Genomic DNA, 22,990 nt, shown 5'->3' with positions numbered 1-22,990 from the left:
AACAGCCCCTATCCAGTAAATACCGACAAGCGGCGGTTCAATAGATCCGCTGTCTGCTCCAGCAAATGAAGCCCGATGGCATCTGCATGCCGGTTTTGCCAAGCCTCAAGGGATGACCCTGCCACCCATTGATTGAAGGCCCCTTGCGCAGGTCCGCAATGAACCTGGAAGTCAACCTTGCGCTCGGTCATCCCCTTCAGAGCCCAATCTGTCGTATCGCGGTAATAACGTTTGAAAACCAGCGCCATCTTGTGCTTGGGCATACGTTGCGCCCGCTCGATTTCTTCTGCCGGATAGGCTTTTGCAATCTGTTCAAAAACCTCACCGAAACTGCGGCCCAAATACCTGTCCTCGATCTGACTGCGCAGTTTTGGCTCGATGGTTTCGAGACTGTCATGCTGGCGGTAGGTCGCAACCAGCTTTTCTGCGCGCGAGGGAAAAAAGACCCCTTTCTTCAGCACCTGTATCTTTGAACCCAATTCAAACATTTCTCCGGACGGTGCATAGGCGGTGTCATAGACATTCACATCTGCAAGCATATCCTTCACGGCTGCGCTGGTTCCGGCCTCGACGGTGCATTGATTGATCGATCCGGTGATGATGAAATCGGCGCCCAGGATCAGGACTGCCGCGGCCGCCTCCGGAGTTCCAATTCCTCCGGCTGCTCCGACAAAAATTCTCCCCGAAAGATCAAACGCCTCTTCCGCAGCCTCTCTCAGTTTCAGCACAGGCGGGATCAGGGCAAACGGCATACCCTGATCAGTATGTCCGCCGGAGTCGGCCTCTACACAAATCGCATCAGCCATAGGCACGCGCCGAAGCAGGTCCGCTTCTTCTTCGGTGATCGCTTTTTCGTGCAAGAGTTTTTTGATCATTGGTTCGGGAGCCGAGCGGAGAAACTGGCTGGCAACGTCGGGACGCGAGACTTTGGCTATTACCCTGTTATCAGCCTGAACTCTGCCACTTTCTGATCGCAGGCCCTTGGCCCGGTACCGGACCAGCGCCTGCGTTACGTCCATAAAGGCGGACGCTTCGATCAAGGAAACGCCTTCGGCAAGAAGCAGGTCCGTCAACTCGTCTTCAAGGTGAGGTCGATTGAGATGGGCAATGAAGTTGACGCCAAACGGCCGGCCCGCAGGAATGTTCGACCTGATCCTGGCAATCGCAGCCTTGATCTGCGGGATCGGCAGTCCTGCAGCCCCGAAGATCCCGAGCAAACCGGCCTTTGCCATTCGAATGACGAGGTCAGCGGACGCGATGCCCTGATACATGGCGCCGCTGCCATAAGGATACCGGACCCCAAAGGCCTCACAGAACGCTCGAGAACCGATGTTTTCCATCGAAACATGACTGAATTTGACGGCCGAGCCGTTCATTTCAATCGGCTTGCCCAAGCCTCGGGTGTGGCTGTCGTCCTGTTTTTCAGTCTTGGGACGCTCCATCAGCGGAGGAAGTTCCGCCGCCAGTTCCGCACTATCCAAAGGGCCGGCCTCAAGTTCGGTTCGTTTAAACATTGGCCGGACGATTGGTGGGCCTTCCGGACCGACTTCCTGAATATCAGAAAATGAAACTCCCTTTGCGAGCAAGTAGCGAAGACTATCGCTCCAGCGGACCGGCGATGTCACTTGCTCGATCATGCGCGCGGCAATATCAGCATCCACATGCGGCCTGGCGGTAACATTCGAGATGACCGGGATGTTCTGACTTTCGAATTCGAAACAGGATATGAACTCAGCAAACCTCCGGCACGCCTTCTCCATAAAAGGTGTGTGAAATGCACCGCTGACCTGCAAGACCTTGTAGTGCGACGCGCCCGCATCAACGAACTGCCGTTCAGCGCCGATCACCGACTGTTTTATGCCCGACAAAACGATCTGTTTGGGCGTGTTGTAATTCGCGGCAAAAACGTCATGGATACCCTCGGATCTGAGGATCTCTTCAATCTCATTTGCTTTCAGGCCAAGGACCGCAGCCATCCCGCCGCCTTGCGCCTCCGACATGAGTTCACCGCGCTTCACAACGATTTTCAAACCCGTTGCGAAATCCAGTACGCCAGCTGCAAACAGGGCGGCATATTCCGACACGCTATGCCCGAGCAAATATTCCGGCGTGCGACCGCCGTCTTCCAGATATTTCAGATATTGCAGGCTGTTAACGGCGTATAGCGCCGGTTGAGTATATTCGGTCTGGCTGAGTTTTTCGATCGGCCCATCTTTGCAAAGTCTGGCCAGATCATAACCAAGAATATCGTCCGCCTGTTCTTTCAAGTCCTTGAAACGGACGAAGATGTCTTGCCCCATTCCCAGGCGCTGAGCGCCTTGTCCGGGAAACATGCAGACGCTCATTCTGCCTCCAACTCGGCCTTACTCTTTACCCACTCGATTTTGCCTAGATCCAGTTTGACCACTCGGTCTGCGACTTTCCAGTACTTTTCATCATGGGTTGTAACTATGACAGTTTTCCCCTGCCTGCGAAGCTCGGGAAGAATGCCATTGTAAAAATGGTCGCGGAACTGGACATCCTGTTCAGCCGACCATTCGTCGAACACATAAACCGGCCTGTTTTCGAGAATGGCCGCGATCAACGCCAGGCGCTTTCTCTGTCCCGTCGACAACTGAAGCCGATTGAAACGCCCATCTTCAAATGTAACCTTCCCGGAAAGCTCCATCTCGGCAAGCAATTGATTGACCTGTCCCGGATCGATGCCTTCCAGACCATACAGCCGGTCGAAAAGATGAAAGTCGACAAAGACCGAAGAGAAAAGTTCGCGATATCCGGCGACCGCCTTGCCCGTAACTGTCTTGTCGTCAACACCGATCCAACCCGACTGCAAGGGAAGGAGACCGGTCATCATTCGCAATGCGGTCGACTTGCCGCTCCCATTGCCGCCAACCAGAAAGATGATTTCTGCCCGTGACACTGTGAGGTTCAACGGACCAACGACATATGCCTCCTCATCCATGGGATCGTAGCTGAAACGGATGCCGTTGAATGTTATCTTTGAAAAATCGAGATATTCCTTGCCGAGCGAGCGGGCCTGCTCCGGCGAAATGCTGGAACCGGACGAAAGTTCCCGGTCAATGGACAGGATCGACTGCAAACCGACTTCCGCGCGGATAAACATGGGCGACTGAGTAACGGTCTTTGCCAAGGTTCCCATGCAGAAAAGCAGGACCGGAACCAATTGAAAGATCGTCGCGTTGTGCCCTGCTATGTATTTTGGAAATGCAAAAGCGACGACGCCCAGCATCGTGAACATGGTCACGCTACCGAGCATGATCAAGGATACCCAATGCTCGACTGAACGGACCAGCAGGCGCTCCAGAAGCGTGGAGCGTTTGCGGTAGGCCTTGCCAAGCGCATCGCTCCGATCAGCGCTGAGCCGCAGCTCCTTGCTGCCGCTGATAGTGTCGAGGATGGCATCAAGCATTTCTGCCTGCATCCGCTCCACCAACTTCAAGATCTGACGGTACCGGCTGTCGATCACCTTGAAACCGATAACGCCGGCCCCGACGGTCGCCCCAAAGACAAAAAAGGCGGCGGGTGAGAGATAAAGAAGATAAAGCACTGCCACGAACAGGAGGACGACCTGCTGGACCGCATCAACGATAAGCGGGAATGTTACCGAAAGATGGTTGGTTTCCTTCGCTACCAGATTGTAAAGCCGCCCCCGATCAAGCCGGTCGACGACGGGCAGCTCTGACTTCCGCAATTTGTCGGCAACCTTCAGCCTCAACTGGTTCAGAAGATCTTCAATGATCGCCATGGACCGAACAAGCGCGAACTGATTGGCCAGGTAGTAGAGCCCGAAAGCACCGAGAAAGGACATCCAGGCGACCAGATCGGGACGCTCCGCGTTGGCAACGGATTTTGCAACATTTGTTATGACCACGATGAGGGCGGCGTTGGCGCAGCCGGCAATGACGGTCAGCAGGATCATCCATCTGAGCTGATTGCGGTTCGCCCCTTTTACAAAATCAATCAGGACCATGACCTAACGCTCTCCATCCGGAAGGATCATGCCGAGATCCAGAACAATGCGTCGGTCGCAAAGGTGCCAATAGTGGTCGTCGTGGGTAACGGCCAGAACCGTCTTTCCGCGCGCTTTGAAATCGGGAAGAATTTCGGAATAGAACTTTTCCCGGAAATGGGCGTCCTGATCAGCAGCCCATTCATCAAAGATGTAGACTTCCCGATCTTCCAGCATGCCGACGATCATGGCCAGACGCTTGCGCTGACCGGTCGACAGGTCCCGCGTCGTAAAGCGGTCATTTTCGAATCCGACCTTGCCGCCAAGCTGCATACGCTCGATCAAGCGCTCCACTTCTTCCGGTTCAATATCTCCGATCCCGTAAAGACGGTCGAACAAGTGGAAGTCCGTGAAGACGCATGAGAAGATCTCCCGATATTCCTGCCGGTTGGTATCTTCGACAGGGATGCCATCGCACAGGATTTGGCCGGCATCCGGCGTGTACAGCCCCGTCAGCAATTTCAGCGCCGTGGACTTTCCGGATCCGTTCCCGCCCGTCAGAAAAACGACTTCTCCGCGATTTAGAGTCAAATCGAGAGGTCCCGCCTTGAAGGAGACGCTTCCATCCAGATCTGCATATTTGAACTCGACGCCTGCCAGTTCAATCTTGGAAAAGCCACGGAAGGCGGACCGTTGCCTCGGCCTCGGCTCGATTGGCAGCGATGCCCCATGATCAAGCTTCTTTTCAAGCGCGTAGACATGCCCCAAACCTGCCTCCGCACGGCCTATGAGACGGACAACCGAAAAAATTGCCGCTATGGGCCCCAATGCAAACACGGAGGCTGCCGTGATCTTGTAGATGCTATCGTCGTAGCCGTCGAAAAAAACAGGGAGGACAAAGACGACAATCCCGACCAGCAGGAAGATAAAGGCGTTGCTGAATTGCAGGAGCGTTACCCAACGGCCCCCGAGCTCGGTGACCACATCTTTGAGCCGGTCCGTAACGCCGGAGAAATGATTGAATAGCGCTTCATTCTTGTCTGCGTTCAGCCGGATTTCCTGAAACCCAAGCGTAAAATGCATCAGGCTGTCGAGCATTTCAGCTTCCCGATGATGGACTTCCGCCAGGGACGCCGTCAAAGCCCGTTGCCGCGCCATAAAGACTCGCGCGCCAAAGAACGAAAAGGCTGCAATGACAAAGAAAGAAATCAGCGAAATCGACGCAATGTAGAAAAACAGGAACAGGACCAGCAGAGCACTTTGAGCCGCGCCAATCAACAAAGGCAGCGTTTGCGAAAGATGGTCGGTTTCCTGAGCGACCGTGACGTAGATGTCGCCTTTTCCAAGCCGCTCCAGTGTCCGGAGATCCGCCATCCGGATTTTGCGAACGATCCGACGCCGGGTGGCCTCCAGACGCGATTGCACGAACCGGTTCGCCTGTTTCAGCGCAGAACGATTGGAGATAAGGAAAAACAGCAGTGTCAGGACATAAACGACAAGCAGGCGTGGTTCGACATCGAGGCCGAACAGCGACTGCTCGGCCGCCTCGTTAACGAGACCGACCAGACCGGCATTTCCAAGCCCGGTCAAACCGGCAAAAACAAAGATCATTCGGCGGCTGGCGGGTGGGCCATCCCTGAGCAGGCGGAAGATATTCATACCAAACCTGCCATGATGGTTTGCCCCTCTCACACCCGGGCTCGCCGGACATTTTGATTCGGCTCGCTGCCATTGAAACCGGCAGGATCGCCGTACCCCTGCAAAAGTCAGTATTCACAACTAGCGTTGCGTTGCCTAGAGGGCAAAAGCACAATTTTTTCAATCTCTAATGCTCTTTTCCCCAAGGAGAAGCGCCGTAGCTGCAGCACCGATTGAGGGCGACCCGGCGAAAGACACAGCGAACTCCACCCGCATTTGGGCACATAACATCCGGTTTCCTGACATTGGGCGTGGATGAAGTACGCTTCTGCAAGTTTTTCCGGCTTTATTTCTTGGCGGTTTTCAATTTACTGTAGCTGATGATTGCTGTTGTTATCTGGTCGCTCTGCCGATCCATTTCGAACAGAATCCACTGTGCAACAAAGCCGAAGCGGCCCAAGACTGCTGTTTGCGACCCTCTTTGAAGGCGTACACTCAACATGCAACAAATTCGCGACTTTATTGAAGATCAATTTTTGATTGAGTTCGACGAATCTTTCCCTGAAACCTCGGATCTTTTTAAAGAAGGTGTGATGGATTCGTTTGGATACATCCAGCTCATCCGCTTTTTGGAAAAGGAATTCGACATCAAGTTCTCCGAGCAGGAGATGACAGCGAATGTTATGGTCAGTTTGAGCCTGATCGAGAAAACTGTCAGTCGAAAATTGTCAGAATCAATCACTGATTGACCTTGGACAGGCGGAAGTTTCATGTGCGGTATTGCCGGTATTATCGACCCCTCTCGCGTCGCCGACACGCTTGTCAATGATGTCCAGAATATGCTCGCCCAGATCGGGCACCGGGGACCGGACGGAGCAGGCTGTGTGGTCGATAACGGTTTTGCCCTGGGCAGCGTCCGGCTGGCCATTTTGGATCCCGCTGCCGGACAGCAACCGTTTTCAGATCCTTCGAACCGCTATTGGCTCAGTTACAACGGTGAAATCTACAATTACCTGGAGCTGAAATCCGAGCTGGAAGCCATGGGCTGCCGATTTCAGACCAACTGCGATACCGAAGTCGTTCTGAACGCCTGGATAACCTGGGGGCCTGATTGCCTGCGCCGCTTCAATGGCTGTTTCTCATTTGCTGTTTACGACTGCAAGACAGAAAGCCTGTATCTCGCACGTGATCGCTTCGGCAAACGGCCGCTTTTCTATGTCCGCCAAGGAAATGCTTTCTATTTTGCTTCCGAAATGAAGGCGTTCCTGGCTATTCCGTCTATCTCCTTTGAACAGGACGCCGGCCAGCTTGCGTCGATCCTGTGTGTCTGGACTCCCCTTCCCGACCAAACGGGCTTTAAGGAGATCAAGAGCCTTCCGATGGGCCAATGGCTCACATTGAAAAACGGTGATTTGACAACTGAAAGCTATGCCGAACTTCGTTTCGACGAAGAGCCTCAGCCCAATGACGAACATGCGGCTCAAGAACTCATTCGGGAGCGAATGAATCGCAGCGTTGAGCTGCGTCTGCGCAGCGATGTTGAAGTCGGGGTATATCTCAGCGGTGGCATCGACTCCTCGATCGTCGCGCTGCTTGCTAAAGACTTCTCGGCAAAACCCCTGTCAACGTTTTCCGTCGAATTTGATGACGCGGAATTCGATGAATCATCTGATCAGCAGCTGATCTCTGAATATCTCGGAACTCGGCACTGTGCTGAACGAATCTCTTATCAGGACATTTGCGATCAAACCCCTGCAGCCGTGTATCACGCTGAAGTTCCGGCATTTCGAAGCGCGTTTGTTCCAATGTATATTCTCTCCGACCGGACCCGCCGCGAGGGTGTCAAGGTTGTGCTGAGCGGTGAAGGAGCCGACGAAGCGTTCCTTGGCTACGACCTTTTCAAGGAAACACTGTTACGCACCTCCTGGGACCAGCTTTCCGGGGAGGTGCGCCGGTCCCGGATCCAGGAACTTTACCCGCATCTCGCGCATTATGGCCCCGAAGACACAGCTGCGATGACAGGCCTTTATCAGCAATTTTCCAAGGAACGCATGCCGGGCCTGTTTTCGCACGAGCTGCGATTTCAGAACGGGCAGTTTTCAACGCGGCTTTTGAAGGACAAGAACACTCCGCTTGCAGCGATAACTGACCTGATATCGTCCACTCCGGATTACGATGCACTCTCTCCGGTCGAGAAAGCCCAGTGGCTGGAATACAAAACCTTGTTGCCCGGCTACCTGCTTTCGACACAGGGCGAAAGGATGAGCCTTGCGCATGGTGTGGAGAACCGCTGTCCGTTTCTGGATCCGGGCGTTTTTTCCCTGGCAACGGCCATCAATCTGAAGTTCGACGATGGTTTACGGGAAAAACGGCTTTTGCGGGAAGCTTTCCGCAACCGCCTTCCAGACAGGATCATCGAAAAGCGCAAGTTCCCCTATCGGGCTCCGGACGCGGCCGCCTTTGCAAAGCACCAACCCGACTACCTGGATCTTGTCTTGAGTGATGCGGAGCTTGCCAAACTGCCATTCCTGAATGCCGCATTTGCCAAACGTCTTGCCAACAAGGTGCTGACCAAACCAGCCAGCGACATCAGCACAAAGGAAAACCAGACGTTTCTTTATCTGCTTTCAATCAGTCTGTTGCATCGCTCATTTGTGCGCCGGGAAACCTTGCCGCGCGCAACATTACCTCCGCTGGAAAAGGTTATCAATCTCCAGCGGGAAACTGCCGCTTAGGAACGGCCTTACCTTTCCCACGGGAATTTAAGTTCGCTGACATAGCGCCGAATTCCAGCCAGCACGCCCGGATCTGTAAACATATCCCGGTTTGCAACCAAGGCGGCCGCCTTGTCCTCCTCCGGGTTTCCGCTGCAGGCAGCCAAATAGGCTTTGTAGCGAGCGATCGCAGGCTTCTGAAGGTGGGCCAATCGCACGAGATGTTGCCTGAGTGCGGCCTCGGTATTTTCGGTCAGGACATCCACAAGTCCAACCTCACGGGCTTTTTGCGCGTCGACCGGCTTTGTCATCAACGTCATGTAATGTGCAGCTTGACGGCCAACGCGCCCGATCAGGAACGGAAGAACACACGCCGGAAACAGTCCAAACAACAACTCCGAAAGCGCGAAACTCGCACTCTTGTCGGCAATGACGATATCCGATGCAGCCACAAAACCAACACCTCCGGCGTTAACCCTCCCCCGCACCAGGCAGATAGACACATAAGGACCGCGGGACAGTTTCAACCACACATCATAGAGAGGTTCCGGATCGCCGGCAGACCCTGTGTTCGAAATTGCCTCAAAATCACCCCCGGCGCAAAACACATCACCCTGGCCCTCTAGCACCACCACGGTTACCCGCTCTGAGGCAGGCCCCTGCTCTTCCGTGCACCTGGTCAAGACCTCAGACATCTCTTCGACCATGCGGGCATTAATCGCATTTCCGGCCTCCGGCCGATTCAAGCAAATGCGGCATATGTTTTGTTGAAAGGTAGCGTTCAACGTGTCGTAAGCCATGCGGACCTCCAGAAGGTTACGGCGCCGCGATTACCAATGCCGTATTGATGCCGCCAAAACCGAAAGAGAACTTCAGGGCGTGACGGATTTCGTGCGAAACCGGTTCTGCCTTGACCCAATCAAAGCTTTCATCGATTGGATTTTCCAGGTTCCGTGTGGGGTGAAGCCGACCTTCCTTTATCTGCAACAGGACGGCCGCCAATTCCAGTGCTCCGGCAGCGCTCATGCCGTGACCAACGATGGATTTGGTTGCGTTGATCCGTGCATGGTGCAGTTCGAGCGAGTGATAGGTCCTGCACTCTTCAAAGTCTCCCTGCGGAGTTCCCGTTGCGTGCCCGTTTACGAAATCAATTTGTTTGGCGGTCAAACCGGCTTGCGCCAGAGCATTCAAAGCCGCGCGCACTTGTCCCTCGGAATTCGGTTCCGGGCCTCGGCTTCCATCGGCAATATGTCCGGCACCGATGAGATCACCATAGGAATTGTGAGACATGGACAGGTCCTTGCGCATCAAAACCAGCGCAGCACTGGCTTCGCCATAGATAAAGCCGTAGTGCGCAAGGTCCATCGGGCGGCAGGCTTCTCCGGGCCGTGCCGCATGATCTGCACCGCCCATGACACCCAGTGACCGCATGGCATGCAGATCATAACCTGAAAGATCCTGAAGCGCTCCAAGTGCGATACAGACATCCACCCTGCCGGAACGCACAGCGTCCATCGCCTGAATCACCGCCACCGATCCGCTGGCTGATGCCGCATCCACGCTCTGGGAAAAACCGCGGATTGGGAGGACGGAGGTGCAAAGACCGGCAATATCAGAGCTCAGAAACATGTGGCCGTGGCGCGGCGGTACAAATTCCAGCTTGTCTGCATATCTTTGTGCGGCCAGCGCCTGTTCGCGCGACATGGGGTTGCTGCTTCCGACCACAAGTCCGATCCGCTCGGGATCGACCTGATCAAGTCCCGCATCTTGCCAGGCTTCCTGTAACACAGCCATGGCAACGCGGCTGCTCAGCGTGGCGGTACGGGCCAAACGTGCAGGTAGTACATTTGGCGGCTCGTCCAACTCGACACCAACAAAGGGCGGTTCTCCGCCGGCCGGTTCACGCCCGTGCCGGGTCAATTCGGAAAATACACCGCGAGCTTCAAACAGTCCTTGCAGAAATGCGGCCTTACCGTATCCAAGGCCGCTGGCAACACCTATCCCCGTTACCGCAATCCTCACCCTGTCATCCGGCGCTTTTGACAAGGAGCAAATCCGCCAGTTCCTGAATGTCTTTGGGCCCATGTAACTGAACCATCGGAATTTTCAGGTCCAACCGTTCCATTGCCGCCAAAATGACTTCGCTGCGCTCGATGGAGTTTACGCCCAGGTCCACCATGGAATCGCTTGCGGAAATCGGTTGACCTTCCAACTCGGGAACAGTCTCCCGAATTTCTTCAATCAGGATATTGATGATTTCGGTGTTATCCAATGGGTTCCCCATCCTCCGGTCAGATCCATTTGTAGTTCCGCTGGTAGTTCACCAGATTATCGAGAACAAGCAAATCCCCGTTGCCGGACACAGGCCAGGCAGACGGAATGATCTGATGATCCAATTCGGCATCTTTCGTACCAAACCTGACAACTGACTTTCCCGAAAGCAACATTTCATATTCTTCGATCGAAAGCCGGTATCGTCTGTCCAGTTTTTCCGCGATCCGCATTTCCTTTAGCAAACTCTGGCTCTTTGATGTCGCCACACCGCTCAAAAATTCCGAGCAACAACCTGAGCCATAGGAAAACAGGCCAATGCGGATGGGCTCATTGACCTCACCGGCATCCAGCGTTCCGGCAAGGGCAACAAATACAGAGCCGCCCGCCGTGTTTCCAACCCTTTGTCCAAATGTCAGGCTCGGGCTCAGCCTCTGTTCAAAATCCTCCTGAATTTCCTCAGGTTTCGCCTTATGGAGTTTTCGCATCAACTGCCTGTGCGCCCCTTTGACCATGCCGCCAAAAGGTGTGTGAAAGCAAAGCTGCGAAAAGGTCGATTTGAAATCAGCGCCCTGAACCCGATCGGAATAGTCCTTGAATGCTCCTGCACAGCAATCGAGATAAGCCATCAGAGAGAGATCTGCATCCCCTGCTTCCGTATCCGGACCAGGCCGGCAGGTATCCATGACCTCGAAGGCGTAATTGCCATAAGCGCCGACATCGAGTTGCAGGATTTCCGGCATGTCCGAGACCAGCATCGCAACAGCACCGGCGCCTGAACTGGGCTCAGAGTAAGCCCATTCCTGCACGGCGTTGGCATCGGCCAGCGCGAAGCGGGAAATGTCGGTGGTTATCACCAGTGCCAGCGCGCCGGGAGACGTCTGCGACAATATGAAATTCACCGCCATCTGCAGGCCAGCAGCACCTGAGTAACAGGCTTGTTTTATCTCAAACAGGCGACAATTTGGCTGCAAATCCAGAAGTTTGTGAACATGAGTACTGAGCGATTTTCCGAAATCCAGACCGGATTCGGTGCAGGTAATAACCATCTCAATGCGCGAGCGTTCCTGCTCACTGAGTTGATCGACTATCGGTTTGGCCGCATTTACAGCGAATGTGACCGGGTCCTCATAGGGTAGCGCTACGGTCTTTTCCTGCATGAGCAGATTCTCGAACCGGGAAGTATCGAGACCCCGGTGAATGCAAAGCTCCCGAACATCCAGACACGCCATGCCGCCGAAGACGTTGATGGCTTGAATTCCGGCAAGTCCGCTCATGCCACGGCTTTTACTTTGACCGGCAAGCGGCCCAGGCCGCGCGCATTCATCCGGTCCAGCCGCCACTCCGGTTCTCCGGCCAGCTCAATCTGTGGATATTTTTCCAAGAACCTGGAAAAGGCGATCTGTGCTTCCAGCCGGGCCAATGGTGCGCCGATGCAGAAATGCGCCCCTCCGCCAAAAGTGAACTGTGCATTCGCCGGGCGGGCAATATCAAGCACGTCCGCGTTTTCAAAGCGGCCCGGATCCCTGTTGATTGCACCGATCAACCCGATGACCGGCGCGCCCTTCGGGATGGTCACTCCTTCGACGTCGAAATCCTCGCGCGCGACCCGCAAGATCATGTTCCCCCCCGGTTCCATGCGCAAAAACTCCTCGATCGCGGTTCTTGTCAATCCGGGATCTGATCGCAATCTGGCCAATTCGTCCGGATTGGACAAGAGGAGCAGCATGCCATTGCCGATCAAAGTCACTGTTGTTTCGTGCCCTGCCACCAGCATAGACACCAGATTGGTCAGAGTTTCCTCCTCATCAAGCGTACCGTTCTTTTGTGCCTGAATGGCAAGGCCCATAAGATTGTCTTCGTTGTTGTTTTCCCGCTCCTTGATCTGCTGACGCAGAAAATCCTTGAACTCCGCCAGAGCTTCCATCGCCTCCGATTTCTGTTCCGGCGTCATCAGGATATCTCCTATCCGGATAAGAGACGCGCTCCAGCGGCTGATCGTGTCATCAAGGCTTTCCGGAATATCAAAAAGCTCGCACAGCACACGAAGCGGCAGAGGGGCCGCAAATGCCTCGATGAAATCAATTTCTCCCTTGTCAGGCATTGCTGCCAACAGCCTGGATGCCTGATCAGCAATCAACGGTTCCAGCTGGGACATGGCCTGCGCTCGAAACGCTGGTTCGTAGACCTTGCGCATGCGCTTGTGTTCTTCCCCGTCGGAATTGATCATCTGGGGCTGAAATTCACTGAACAGCATGTAGCCGACCGGGTCATGTTGCCGGTAATCCTCGGAGTTCCAACCTCCGGTCCAGTTCCGCGTGTCGCGCCCCATAGCCGAGGATTTCGAAACACGCGCGAACGCCTTGTGACCGAGTACGAAATATATGCCGTTCTTCCGATCAAAATGCACTGGACCTTTGGCCTGCAAGCGGCGAAGTTCCGAATATGGATTTTCCAAGAACGTCTTGTCCGAGAGGATCGACCACCAATCAATGGCATCATCGCAATTGCTGTCGCTTTCCGTCTCCGGAAGGATCCCATCCAACGGGCTATCTTCAGCCATTCCTGCTCTCTGCTGGGAGTAATAAGAAGACGGGTTTTTGTGTCTTATGCGGGAAGTGTTTCGTATTTGCACCTTATCGTCAAGGAAGTAAGAGACTATCTCAGACAACATGAAACTCAGAGCAATAAGCGACCTCCATCTGGCAAGTCCGTCCAATCGCGAGGCGCTCGATGAACTGCAGACGGCGCCCGACGACTGGCTTATCGTTGCGGGCGACATCGCGGAACGGTTTGAACACATCAAATTCGCATTTGAGGTTTTTGAACGGAAATTTGCCAAGGTATTCTGGGTTCCCGGCAATCACGATCTTTGGGCGATCCCGGAAGAGAGAGACCAGCCTGCGCTTGCAGGAGAAGCAAGATATCTGGCGCTGGTCGAGCTCGCGCGCCAATATGGCATCCATACGCCTGAAGACCCTTACGAGACTTGGAATGGCCCGGGAGGTGCGCATGTGGTCGCGCCGCTGTTTCTCCTGTACGACTACAGTTTCCGGCCACAGGATATCAAGCGGGACGATGTTGTCGCCTGGGCGCGCGCGCAAAACTCGGTGTGTGCGGACGAAACTTTTCTCGATCCGGCCCCCTGGGACAGCCGGGAGGATTGGTGCGCCAGCCGGTGTAGGGAAACCGAATTGCGCCTTCAGGAAGTCCCCGACGGGATGCCGACAATTCTGATCAACCACTATCCGCTCCGCCGGGACCTGATCCATATTCCCCGGATACCGCGGTTTACACCCTGGTGCGGGACTGTCAGAACGGAAGACTGGCATCAGCGGTTTAATGCCAAAGTGGTCGTTTCGGGCCATTTGCATACACGTCGGACAGATTGGCGTGACGACACCCGCTTTGAAGAGGTTTCGCTCGGCTATCCGAAACAATGGGACAGACGGCTCGGTATCGAAGCCTATTTGCGTGATATTCTGCCTGGTGAATAGTCAGGCTTGAGCGAGGTTCCGAAGAAACTCCATCGGAGCCGGTCCTGCTTCTACCCTGAGATTTGCCTTTGCAGGGTGGCGGATCGCCAGAGCCATCAAATGATCCGGACCGGGCTGGTAGCGCTCAAAGTGCCAATGGTCCGGATCGTCTGCCGACCGGTCCAAAAAGGTGATATTGAGGCCATTCAGATCAAACTCAAACGCATCAAGCGGTTGAGAAAGGCCTTTTCCGATCGCTTTCACGTAGGCTTCTTTCAGCGTCCAGTAGGCCAAAAAAATGTCGAGCTTTTTCTCCTTGCACGCGCGCTGAACGTCCCGGCGTTCGCTTTCTGCAAACATGCGTTGCGCAAGTTCATCAACCATGGCATCGCGATGGCGCCATTCAACGTCGACGCCGATATCGTGTTCGCTGGTCAATGCGACTGCTGCCAGCCCTCTCGTGTGAGATATGTTAACGCGGATCCTCGGGCCACCTGCCGGGGATATCAGCTCCGGCTTGCCGTGATCTTCAATGGAAAAGCGCCAGTTCTTGGCGGGTTGACCCAGATGGTAGCTCAGGAGACCGCGGCAAATCCCGTGAGCGGCGATGTAGATTTGCCGATCCCGTTCGAAATGAAACCGTTCGGCCCTGGCCAACTCTTCATCGACCAGCAATGCCTCCAGCATTTCCAGATCGTCCTCGGTGAGGTGTTCCAGCAGCAACCACCATGCGGCGACCCCGTCTTTGCTCACCAGTGCATTGCCATCTCTCACAGCACCATGCGACAAGAAGCCTTCGCTAGGTTGTCTGCCTCCCAGGGTCTTCCGCATGCTCTCAAGTTCCTCTTCCTTGCCCGTCGCATTCTGTTTTGCCGGGCAAGGTTCTCAATACTTCCATATGGCGGCGGCCTTCCTGAAGACCTATCCGGTCTTCAGGCAGTGGATGGATATCGGTGACCGGATCGTCCAAAATGCGCAAGGGTTTTCTGTTCTGGATATCATCTATTCCGACGAACACGGCATCAGCGATCCCTTTGACCGTCTGGAACATTCCCATCCCGCGCTCTTTATCACCCAGTTTGCAGTGGCAAAACTTTTGCAGAACCAGGGCATCAGGCCCGATCTTCTGCTTGGGGCCAGCCTGGGCGAATTTGTTGCCATGAGCGTTTCCGGCATGTTGCCGTTTGAAACGGCCTTGAGAGCTGTGGCATGCCAACCTGCGCTCTTTGAAAAGTCCGCTCCCAAAGGCGCCCTGATCGGGACCCTGGCATCGGCAAGTGTACGATCGCAGTCAAAGATATTGGCAGAAAGCACAGAGATTGCCGGCAAAAACGGCGCCAGCCACTGTGTTCTGGCGTGCCGGAAAGCTGACCTGGAAACGGTTCTTGGAGAGCTGCGGAGGTTGGACATCTCCTTTCAGACACTTCCCGTCCCTTTTGCCTTTCATTCGCGCTGGATCGAACCAGCTAAACAGGACTTCCTGAACACGGTCTCCGGCTTGCACTTTGAAACGCCCTTTTGGCCGGTCTGGTCTTCCTGTCTTTGCCGCGACGTGCAACAGGCCGACGGCAGGCAGCTCTGGGATATTGTCAGGCAGCCCATGCAGTTGCAGGCAACGCTGCATGCCATCGAGGCCAGGGGTGGTGCCCGATACATCGACCTCAGTCCCACAGGAACGCTGGCGGCCGTATTCCGACAAGAGTTGTCTGAAAAAAGTGCATCAGAGGTGGTGCCGCTCATGTCGCCCTATGGGGGAGATCTGAAACGCATCGAGGCCCTCTTTCCCGCCAGTCCGTAGCGGCCGGAACGTTGCCTACCTGCGACTGAACCGCAGCGGCAAGGTCTGCAATCCGCGCTGATTGGTCCGGTCCGTCCACCAGACCGGTTCTCCTGCCAATTCGATTTTTGAGAAATTTCGTATCAATTCGCTGAATGCCACTTCGACCTCGAGCCGCGCCAATGCTGCACCGATGCAAACATGCGGCCCGCCGCCAAAAATGGATTGCGCATTTGGCCGCCGCGCAACGTCAAATGTTTCAGCCTTGGCAAAGCGGGCTGGATCCCTGTTAATCGCACCAACCAGGCCAAGCACCAGGGATCCTGACGGTATTGACACACCGTGACTTTCGAAATCCTCGATTGCCACGCGCAGGATGAAATTTATAGCCGGTTCAAAGCGGAGGATTTCCTCAATCGCCGTTCGCATCAGATCCGGTTGTGTGCGCAGGCGGTCGAATTGATCCGGGTGGTTCAAGAGCGTCAATAGACCGTTGCCGAGAACGTTGACCGTTGTCTCATTGCCAGACACGAGCCCCTTGAGATTGTTCAGGGTTTCGTCCTGATCCATGACTCCGGCATCCCATGCTTCTATCGCCAGGCTGATCAACCGATTGTCCGGGTTGCCGCGCTGATCCTCCAAATGAGACTTCAGGAACCGCTTGTAGCCCTTAAGCGCTTTCAAGGCGTCTTGCTTTTGATCCTGTGACATCATGATGTCACCGATCTTGATCAGCGAGGCATTCCACTCCGCGAGCTGGGGGTCCATTTCCGGTGAGATATGAAACAGATTGCGGACCACCCGAAGCGGAAAAAGGTTCGCAAAGACCGTCATGAAATCGACCGGAGTTTCCTCGGGGATGTCCTCGAGCAGCAAACACGCTTCCCTTTCGATCATGGGCCGAAGCGGCGGAATGTCAGCAGGGCGGAACGCTTTTTCATATACATCGCGCATCCGCCGGTGATCCGGCTGGTCCGAATTCACCATCTGGCGCTGAAATTCACTGAAGAGTTCGTAGCTCAGCGGATCTCGCTGCTTGCTTTCCGGTCTGCTCCAACCGTTTTTCCAAAGCCTGGTATCGCGGCCCATTCTTGATGAGCGGACCATGGAATTGAATTCTTCATGTCCGAGAACGAAATAGATATCCGACGGCGCATCATAGTGAATCGGCCCGAGTTCCCGAATGCGCCGCAAATGCGGATGCGGATCAACGAGATATCCCGGATCGGTTAGCATGCCCCACCAGTCAATCTGCTCGCTCGCGTCCTGATCCATCAAGCGTTTCCCAAGGTTATCGGCAAGGCATTCAGCCCGTGCTGGTCGGCCCTGTGCTTCCACCACTCGGGCTCCCCGGCCAGCTCGATCCTGCCGAAGCGATCCATCAAAGCGTTGAACAGCACCCGGGCAGTCAAACGGACAAGTGCCTTGCCGATGCAAATATGTGCTCCGACTCCAAAAACGACGTGCGGGTTCGGGTACCGTGTCACATCGAAACGATCAGGATCCTTGTAGGTTCTGGGGTCCCGTCCGATTGCTGTGACCAGGCCGATCGCCAACGCTCCTTGCGGTATCAAAACATCACCACACTGGTAGTCGTCAATGGCTACGCGCAGGATGAAACTGCACCCGGGTTCAAAGCGCAGCATTTCCTCGATGGCCGTTTCCATCAGCTCGGGATTGCGACGCAGCAGTTCGAATTGGTCCGGGTGACGCAAAAGGGTCAAAAGCCCGTTTCCAAGCAGTGTGGCCGTTGCGATACCGCCTGAAATCAGTGTCATGAGGTTGTTGAGGCACTCATCTTCATCCATGACGCCGTCGGTGTACGCTTTGATCGTTGCACCAAAAAATCCGTCATTCGGGTCGTCAATTCCGGAAGCCATTCGCTCCCTGACGTAATTCCTGAACTCGGTAAGTGCTTTCAGGGCATCCTGTTTTTGCTGCGGAGCGATGATTACGTTGCCGATCACGCTCAGAGCATCGACCCAGCGCGCAAGATCCGCATCCATGGATTTTGGAATATTGAAGATACGTTTTGAGATGTTCCGTGACAACGGATCTGCAACCGTCTGCATGAAGTTGAATGATTGCTCAAACGGCAAGGTGTCCAGGATTTTGCGGCATTCATCCTCGATCATCGGGATCAAGGCCTGAATATCTGTCCTTCGAAAGGCTTTTTCGTAAACATCCCGCATGCGGCGATGGTGCGGTGCATTCGCATTGGTCATCTGGGGCTGGATTGTGTTGTACAATTCGTAACCGACCGGATCGGCTTTCTTGTTTTCCGGATTGTACCAGCCGCCTGACCACAAACGCGTGTCACGGCCCATATCCGTAGACAGGGCCATTTTCTTGTATTCCGGGTAGCCTAAAACAAAATAGATCCCTGAAACGGGATCAAATTGCACCGGCGCTTTTTCACGAATTACACTCAGTTTTTCATAAGGACTGGCCAGAAATGCATCGTCTGCAAACATTTCCCACCAGTCGATATCGGGGCTATTCAGAGCAGCGATGCCATCAGCACTGATTTCCAGATTAGAACCGTCGGACACACACCCCACCCCCAATGATTGATAGAATTCTCACTACACCATAGAAGCGAATTCTTTTCCAACGAATATGCTTGTCAGGCCGGCGTCAATTTCAGGGGCAGTGAACTCAATCCGCGTTGATCACTCCGGTCAGTCCACCATGTTGCATCGCCCGCCAGCTCAATCCTGCTGTAGCGGTCCATCAGAGCATTAAATGCCACTTCCGTCGTCATGCGCGCCAACGCCTTGCCGATGCAGATATGAGGGCCACCGCCAAAAGCGGAGTGATGGTTCGGCTTGCGCGTGATGTTGAACGTGTCCGGATCGTCAAAGCGCGCCGGATCGCGATTGATAGCTCCAACAAGGCCAATCGCCAGCGCCCCGGCAGGAATGCATACATCTCCACACTGGAAATCTTCCACCCCGGCCCTCGGAATGATGCTGCTTCCCGATTCATAACGCAGCATTTCCTCGATTGCCCTTGGCATCAAGCTCCGGTCCGCCCGTAATTTCTCCATCTGGTCAGGGTGCTTCAAAAGCGTCAGCAAACCATTTCCCAGCAGAGTGAGCGAGGTTTTGCTACCGGCAATCAACATCACCACGTTGTTGAGGGTTTCCTCCTCATCCATGGTACCGTCGTCCGCAGCTGCCAGGGCCATTCCGACGAAACCATCGCCGGGATTCTTCCTCAGGCCTTCCAAGTGCTCCTTGACGAACTGCTTGAATTCCTGATTTGACTTCTTGACGTTCCGCTTCTGCTCCGGTGTCATCACGATGTTGCCCAACCAGCTCAGGTCGGAAATCCACTTACCGATCTGAGCTTCCATTTCCTCTGGAATATCGAACAGTTTCAAAGAGATTCGGTTCGGCAGCGGGTTGCCGAACAGATCCATGTATTCGAACGCCTCGCTTTCCGGCAATCCGTCCAGAAGCTTGCGGCACTCGTCCTTGATCATCGGCAGATAGCGCATCATGTCGCGCGGACGGAACGCCTTGTCGAACACACCCCGCATCCTGCGGTGATCGGGCTGGTTCGCATTGATCATCTGCGGCTGAAAATCAACAAACAGCTCATACGTTTCCGGGTCATTCTGCCGGTTTTCAGGACTGCTCCAGCCATTTCTCCAGTAGGTCGTGTCCCGGCCCATACTGGACGTCTTGGCCATCAGGCCAAATTCCTTGTGCCCGAGAACGAAATATATCCCCGACTGGGGGTCGAACTGGACAGGCGCCAGCTCGCGTATCCGCTTCAACTCCGGATAGGGATTTTTCAAAAACTCCGGGTCGGTCAACATCGTCCACCAGTCGATGTCGAAACATGGAGCCGTCGAAGCCCCGGCCCCTTTGTCGTCACCGGCATCGGGTGAAGGACTGTTTTCCACGTGGACTTCAGACATTTAATTGGCTCCGGCACTCACTCGAACGAAGGGTGTTAAGGCGTGCAATCACTCACAGACCGGGCCACTAACGTTCGGCTCGATACTGCCTGCGGTCCCGACAGGGCACAAGACTGAACCGGATGGTCCGGCAGCCCGTTCACTAAAGAAATCCGGTTGAGAACCGCTCTGGGAACAGAAGACCGGTTTTGGATCCAGGTCATGAACGACGCGCATAAATGTGGAACACCGGCGCTCCGCCCTGGGCCATCGGGTGATCCTCGACTGTTGTTTTGTAACCGCGTTCTTCAAGCTCGCCCCTGATCGTCGTCAGCTCGTCCGCGCCCCGGTGCACTTCGACGAGAAGCTGGCGTATCCTCGGCCACAGATCTTCGCCGATTCCGTCAAGCACAGGGCGCTCCTGCCCCTCCGTGTCGATCTTGAGCAAGTCAATCCGGTCCAGCCCGAACCGGGTGGCGACGCTGTCCAGCGTGTCGACTTCCACGGTCACTGTTTCCTTCTTGAACAGCCTTTCGATGAAGGCGTCGTCATCCAGGCGCTCATGCGCTCCCGTGCTGTCGATGATCGCGCGAATATCTTCGCTCGCGCCCTGGCCGAACAACAGCTTCTTCAGTCCATCAGCCAGCTTTTCACCGACGGAGGAATCGCCCGTGGAAAGTGCAGAAAGCGCGGGGTAATGATCGAATTGAGCGGTTCCGGTCTTGTCCCCTAAAGCCAGGCATGACGCCTGGATGGCACCACCGATTTTTTCGGTATTGCTCCTCAGTGCGCCAAAGGCGGCGGGCATTGGTTCGAAGGCAAATATCCTGGCATCGGGACACAGGTCCCTGAGGCGCAAGCAGAACAATCCGATATTGGCGCCAACATCCAGATAGGTTCCGTCGACCGGCAGATCCAACCCGCGTTCGATCAGATCGTCCGAGACAATTTCATGCCAACCGAAACCAACTTCATAATCGTTCACGCAATGAATTTCACGGCCATCCGGAAGCTCTGCCATTGAAAGGCTCATGATACTCTTCCCGCCACTTTTGCACTTTATCCACTTCACAAGCATGAAGCGGTAACAGCCGCACTTCAACAACTTTAACGTACTCTGGCAGCTCGCCACGCAGCCGTAAACCCCGCTCACGAAAATCGTCCTGGACAGTGCGATCCCGCTCAAAAAAACGGCCACGATCGGCTTTCCCTCGTTGCAGACGAGGGGGGCGGAGCTTCGAATCATCTCACTCCGGCCAATTTCCTTCTCTTTGACCAAATTGATTTCAAAGCGTTTTTCGCGTTGGCGAGGATCGTGCCGTGCATCTGGAATGATTGGACCAAAGCTTCAGGGTGGTTTTTTCGGCAAAGGCCTTTCCGATTGCCAATTACGACGGTTCAGGCATCTGAGTGTCAGATGTCCGCGTGTGCCCTCAAATTGGTCGTTCGACTGGTCTCCGCTTGCACCCGAAAGCCGACATTCGTTGCAGGTGCTGTGAGCTTGCAGGTTGGGCGGGAAGCGGACGTTAGCGGCGGTGTCAACAAATAACCGAAACTGGGCCGATTGCCATTAGCCCGGTTTTGGCTGTCGGTGCTGGGAAACGGACATTGAAATGCTTGCCTCGCATTGGCGCTGGTGACCACATGAGTACCGCGGCAATAAGGAATGGTTATGCCCCCACACACTAGGAAAAGTCTGTCGCTCAAGGGCTTCGAAACGTCTTGTTTGGAAGGCCGTCCCAGTGCACTCCGTCACGCCCCTCCGCTTGAGGAGGTAGAATAAGGCTTGTCAGTGTAAGAGGCCGCTTGTCGCCCCTGATACCGCGCCACTGAAAAGTCTCATCGAACGCCCAGGTTTCTTCGGGTGAAGCCTCAGGGGCAAAGTAGTGCCAATAGATGAATGACAAGGGTTTGCCTTTTGGGTCGAAATCATTGATCGTCTTCATAATCTTTTCATGGCGGCGATATTCAATAAGGTCGTCACCCAGAGCTTCCAGGCCGATATGGATGATCCCCGGGCGATCATCTGGCAGCTGCTTGTTTGCGTCGAAGAGTTTGCGTTTGAAATCCCGCGCTTTTTTCTCTATCGCGCCTTCAGATAGACTTCGTGTACGAAGGACGACAGCCTGGTCGACCTTGTCGATGAAGTGAGGGTTCTGAGCGTGTTTTACTTTCTGAAGTGTGTTCAGTTCATCGTAACGAATATAGGTGCCAGTCAAGAGCTTATTATAGACTGGGCTAGGGTAGAGCAGGTATCCATTTTTAAGTGCAGTCTGGAGGGGTTCTAGGTCGAGATCGCCAATGACACCGAAAGCGAAGTCGTCTGTCCAAAGATTTGAATTTTTCCCAGAATGCAGGAAATCAATCACGTGCCGAACTAGGTAATCATCCGGGACATCGCTCAGTTCTACAGAGAAATCGACTTTTGCGTAAATGCTTCGGCCCGAGGGTATGATGAGCCGCGTTGCCGGTAGCCAAAGCTCTCGCTTTCGCGCTCGTTCGCTTTCGACATAGTCACCGTTTTCGAACCGTTTGCACTCAACAGCCCAGAACGCCCCATGTACTTCGACGTCCAAGTCATATGCCTTCGCGCGACCGGGCTCTTCAGGCTTGAAGGCAACTTTTGCGCCGTCGCGTGCATAGGCCATGGCAACCAACATCTCAAAGAGACCACCGTTGGGTTGGGACCTCTCACGTCCGATCAAGCGCTTGGCGCGCTCGTTAAAGCCCTTAATCTGAGGGATCAGTTCCAGGTTGCGCCCTATAGCGGCAAGGACAGGTACGATGCGGCACCCATAGAAAACTTCATAGTTTTGAGGGTGGTCAGTTAAAGCCTCGCCGAGGAACAAGTACCAGCCGAAAAGGTCTTCGAGGCCGTAGAAACGTCCTTCTCCGCTAGGATCTTCCTGTTCGCCGACCAATGAACGATAAAAGTGCCAGGCGGCAGCCTCGCGGCGGTCCTTCCACTCTTTAATACCTATGAGGTCTTTGAAGTAGCCAACGCCTGCACTTAGTTCGGGAAAATCACCATAATGGAAAGATTCATCGGGCAGGCGTTCGAACATGTGAGGGGGAAACTCTGGTAACAACATTCCTTTTCATACCTCTGAAAAAACGTTTCCTAACCCGAGTCGATGCGACAAAGAAGGTGAATGATTGCTCCCGAAACAAATTTTCCAACTCTTAGTTGTTTTCTTGGTGGTTACCTTATGTAATGTGTGAACGATTCTCATCAAC

Annotated in this window: 18 protein-coding genes; 4 read left to right on the top strand and 14 right to left on the bottom strand. The window is 54.5% G+C overall.

Features of this window, described 5'->3' with window-relative positions:
* Positions 1-8: 8 nt before the first annotated feature.
* The 3 genes from fabD to LA5095_RS03720 are packed head-to-tail and all read right to left on the bottom strand — an operon-like array spanning position 9 to position 5,629.
* Positions 9-2,345 (bottom strand): ACP S-malonyltransferase, encoded by a 2,337-nt coding sequence (gene fabD / locus LA5095_RS03730; protein WP_055112029.1) that lies wholly within the window; start codon positions 2,343-2,345, stop codon positions 9-11.
* Positions 2,342-3,991, bottom strand: coding sequence for a cyclic peptide export ABC transporter (locus LA5095_RS03725; protein WP_055112027.1), 1,650 nt, complete (start codon positions 3,989-3,991; stop codon positions 2,342-2,344). The genes fabD and LA5095_RS03725 overlap by 4 nt, the downstream gene beginning before the upstream one ends.
* Before the next feature lie 3 nt (positions 3,992-3,994).
* Positions 3,995-5,629 carry a cyclic peptide export ABC transporter gene (locus tag LA5095_RS03720; protein ID WP_055112025.1) on the bottom strand — a complete coding sequence of 545 codons (1,635 nt, stop codon included), beginning with the start codon at positions 5,627-5,629 and terminating at the stop codon, positions 3,995-3,997.
* Between the two features lie 479 nt (positions 5,630-6,108).
* On the opposite strand from LA5095_RS03720, the gene LA5095_RS03715 reads away from it, so the two are divergent.
* Together LA5095_RS03715 and asnB are read left to right on the top strand one after the other, a co-directional pair.
* Positions 6,109-6,357: an acyl carrier protein gene (locus LA5095_RS03715; protein WP_029061352.1), complete on the top strand. Its 249-nt coding sequence runs from the start codon at positions 6,109-6,111 to the stop codon at positions 6,355-6,357.
* A gap of 21 nt (positions 6,358-6,378) precedes the next feature.
* Positions 6,379-8,343: an asparagine synthase (glutamine-hydrolyzing) gene (gene asnB / locus LA5095_RS03710; protein WP_055112024.1), complete on the top strand. Its 1,965-nt coding sequence runs from the start codon at positions 6,379-6,381 to the stop codon at positions 8,341-8,343.
* Positions 8,344-8,351: 8 nt separating this feature from the next.
* On the opposite strand, the gene LA5095_RS03705 is transcribed toward asnB, so the two are convergent.
* The 5 genes from LA5095_RS03705 to LA5095_RS03685 are packed head-to-tail and all read right to left on the bottom strand — an operon-like array spanning position 8,352 to position 13,156.
* Entirely contained in the window at positions 8,352-9,122 is a 771-nt protein-coding gene (locus tag LA5095_RS03705) for an enoyl-CoA hydratase/isomerase (protein WP_055112022.1), read from the bottom strand.
* A gap of 16 nt (positions 9,123-9,138) precedes the next feature.
* Positions 9,139-10,368, bottom strand: coding sequence for a beta-ketoacyl synthase N-terminal-like domain-containing protein (locus LA5095_RS03700; RefSeq protein WP_199485810.1), 1,230 nt, complete (start codon positions 10,366-10,368; stop codon positions 9,139-9,141).
* On the bottom strand, positions 10,349-10,594 hold the full coding sequence (locus tag LA5095_RS03695; protein ID WP_055112018.1) for an acyl carrier protein: 246 nt from the start codon (positions 10,592-10,594) through the stop codon (positions 10,349-10,351). Before LA5095_RS03695 ends, LA5095_RS03700 begins: the two co-directional genes overlap by 20 nt.
* 19 nt (positions 10,595-10,613) lie before the next feature.
* Positions 10,614-11,870 (bottom strand): hydroxymethylglutaryl-CoA synthase family protein, encoded by a 1,257-nt coding sequence (locus tag LA5095_RS03690; protein ID WP_055112016.1) that lies wholly within the window; start codon positions 11,868-11,870, stop codon positions 10,614-10,616.
* Positions 11,867-13,156, bottom strand: coding sequence for a cytochrome P450 (locus tag LA5095_RS03685; RefSeq protein ID WP_055112014.1), 1,290 nt, complete (start codon positions 13,154-13,156; stop codon positions 11,867-11,869). The genes LA5095_RS03690 and LA5095_RS03685 overlap by 4 nt, the downstream gene beginning before the upstream one ends.
* 109 nt (positions 13,157-13,265) lie before the next feature.
* Here LA5095_RS03685 and LA5095_RS03680 point away from each other — a divergent pair, with 109 nt between their 5' ends.
* Entirely contained in the window at positions 13,266-14,090 is an 825-nt protein-coding gene (locus LA5095_RS03680; protein WP_055112012.1) for a metallophosphoesterase family protein, read from the top strand.
* Here the strand turns inward: LA5095_RS03680 and LA5095_RS03675 are convergent, their stop codons facing one another.
* Positions 14,091-14,900, bottom strand: a complete 810-nt coding sequence (locus LA5095_RS03675) for a 4'-phosphopantetheinyl transferase family protein (protein ID WP_144436082.1) — start codon at positions 14,898-14,900, stop codon at positions 14,091-14,093.
* On the opposite strand from LA5095_RS03675, the gene LA5095_RS03670 reads away from it, so the two are divergent.
* Positions 14,899-15,867 carry an acyltransferase domain-containing protein gene (locus tag LA5095_RS03670; RefSeq protein ID WP_082442754.1) on the top strand — a complete coding sequence of 323 codons (969 nt, stop codon included), beginning with the start codon at positions 14,899-14,901 and terminating at the stop codon, positions 15,865-15,867. The genes LA5095_RS03675 and LA5095_RS03670 overlap by 2 nt on opposite strands.
* A 15-nt stretch (positions 15,868-15,882) precedes the next feature.
* Here LA5095_RS03670 and LA5095_RS03665 read toward each other — a convergent pair whose 3' ends face one another.
* The 5 genes from LA5095_RS03665 to LA5095_RS03645 form a co-directional block, all read right to left on the bottom strand.
* Positions 15,883-17,121: a cytochrome P450 gene (locus LA5095_RS03665; RefSeq protein WP_055112008.1), complete on the bottom strand. Its 1,239-nt coding sequence runs from the start codon at positions 17,119-17,121 to the stop codon at positions 15,883-15,885.
* A complete protein-coding gene (locus LA5095_RS03660) occupies positions 17,121-18,398 on the bottom strand; it encodes a cytochrome P450 (protein WP_055112007.1) in 1,278 nt (425 codons plus the stop codon). The genes LA5095_RS03665 and LA5095_RS03660 overlap by 1 nt, the downstream gene beginning before the upstream one ends.
* Positions 18,399-18,472: 74 nt before the next feature.
* Positions 18,473-19,774, bottom strand: coding sequence for a cytochrome P450 (locus tag LA5095_RS03655; RefSeq protein WP_055112005.1), 1,302 nt, complete (start codon positions 19,772-19,774; stop codon positions 18,473-18,475).
* Between the two features lie 199 nt (positions 19,775-19,973).
* Entirely contained in the window at positions 19,974-20,786 is an 813-nt protein-coding gene (locus LA5095_RS03650; protein ID WP_158510335.1) for an FkbM family methyltransferase, read from the bottom strand.
* A 670-nt stretch (positions 20,787-21,456) separates the two neighbouring features.
* Complete coding sequence (locus tag LA5095_RS03645; RefSeq protein ID WP_145902517.1) at positions 21,457-22,818, bottom strand: transposase; 1,362 nt, start codon at positions 22,816-22,818, stop codon at positions 21,457-21,459.
* Positions 22,819-22,990 lie beyond the last annotated feature (172 nt).

This window comes from Roseibium album (assembly GCF_001404515.1).
GTDB lineage: Bacteria > Pseudomonadota > Alphaproteobacteria > Rhizobiales > Stappiaceae > Roseibium > Roseibium album.
Note: the sequence above shows the minus strand (reverse complement) of the source record. Positions and strands in the feature narration are given on the sequence as shown.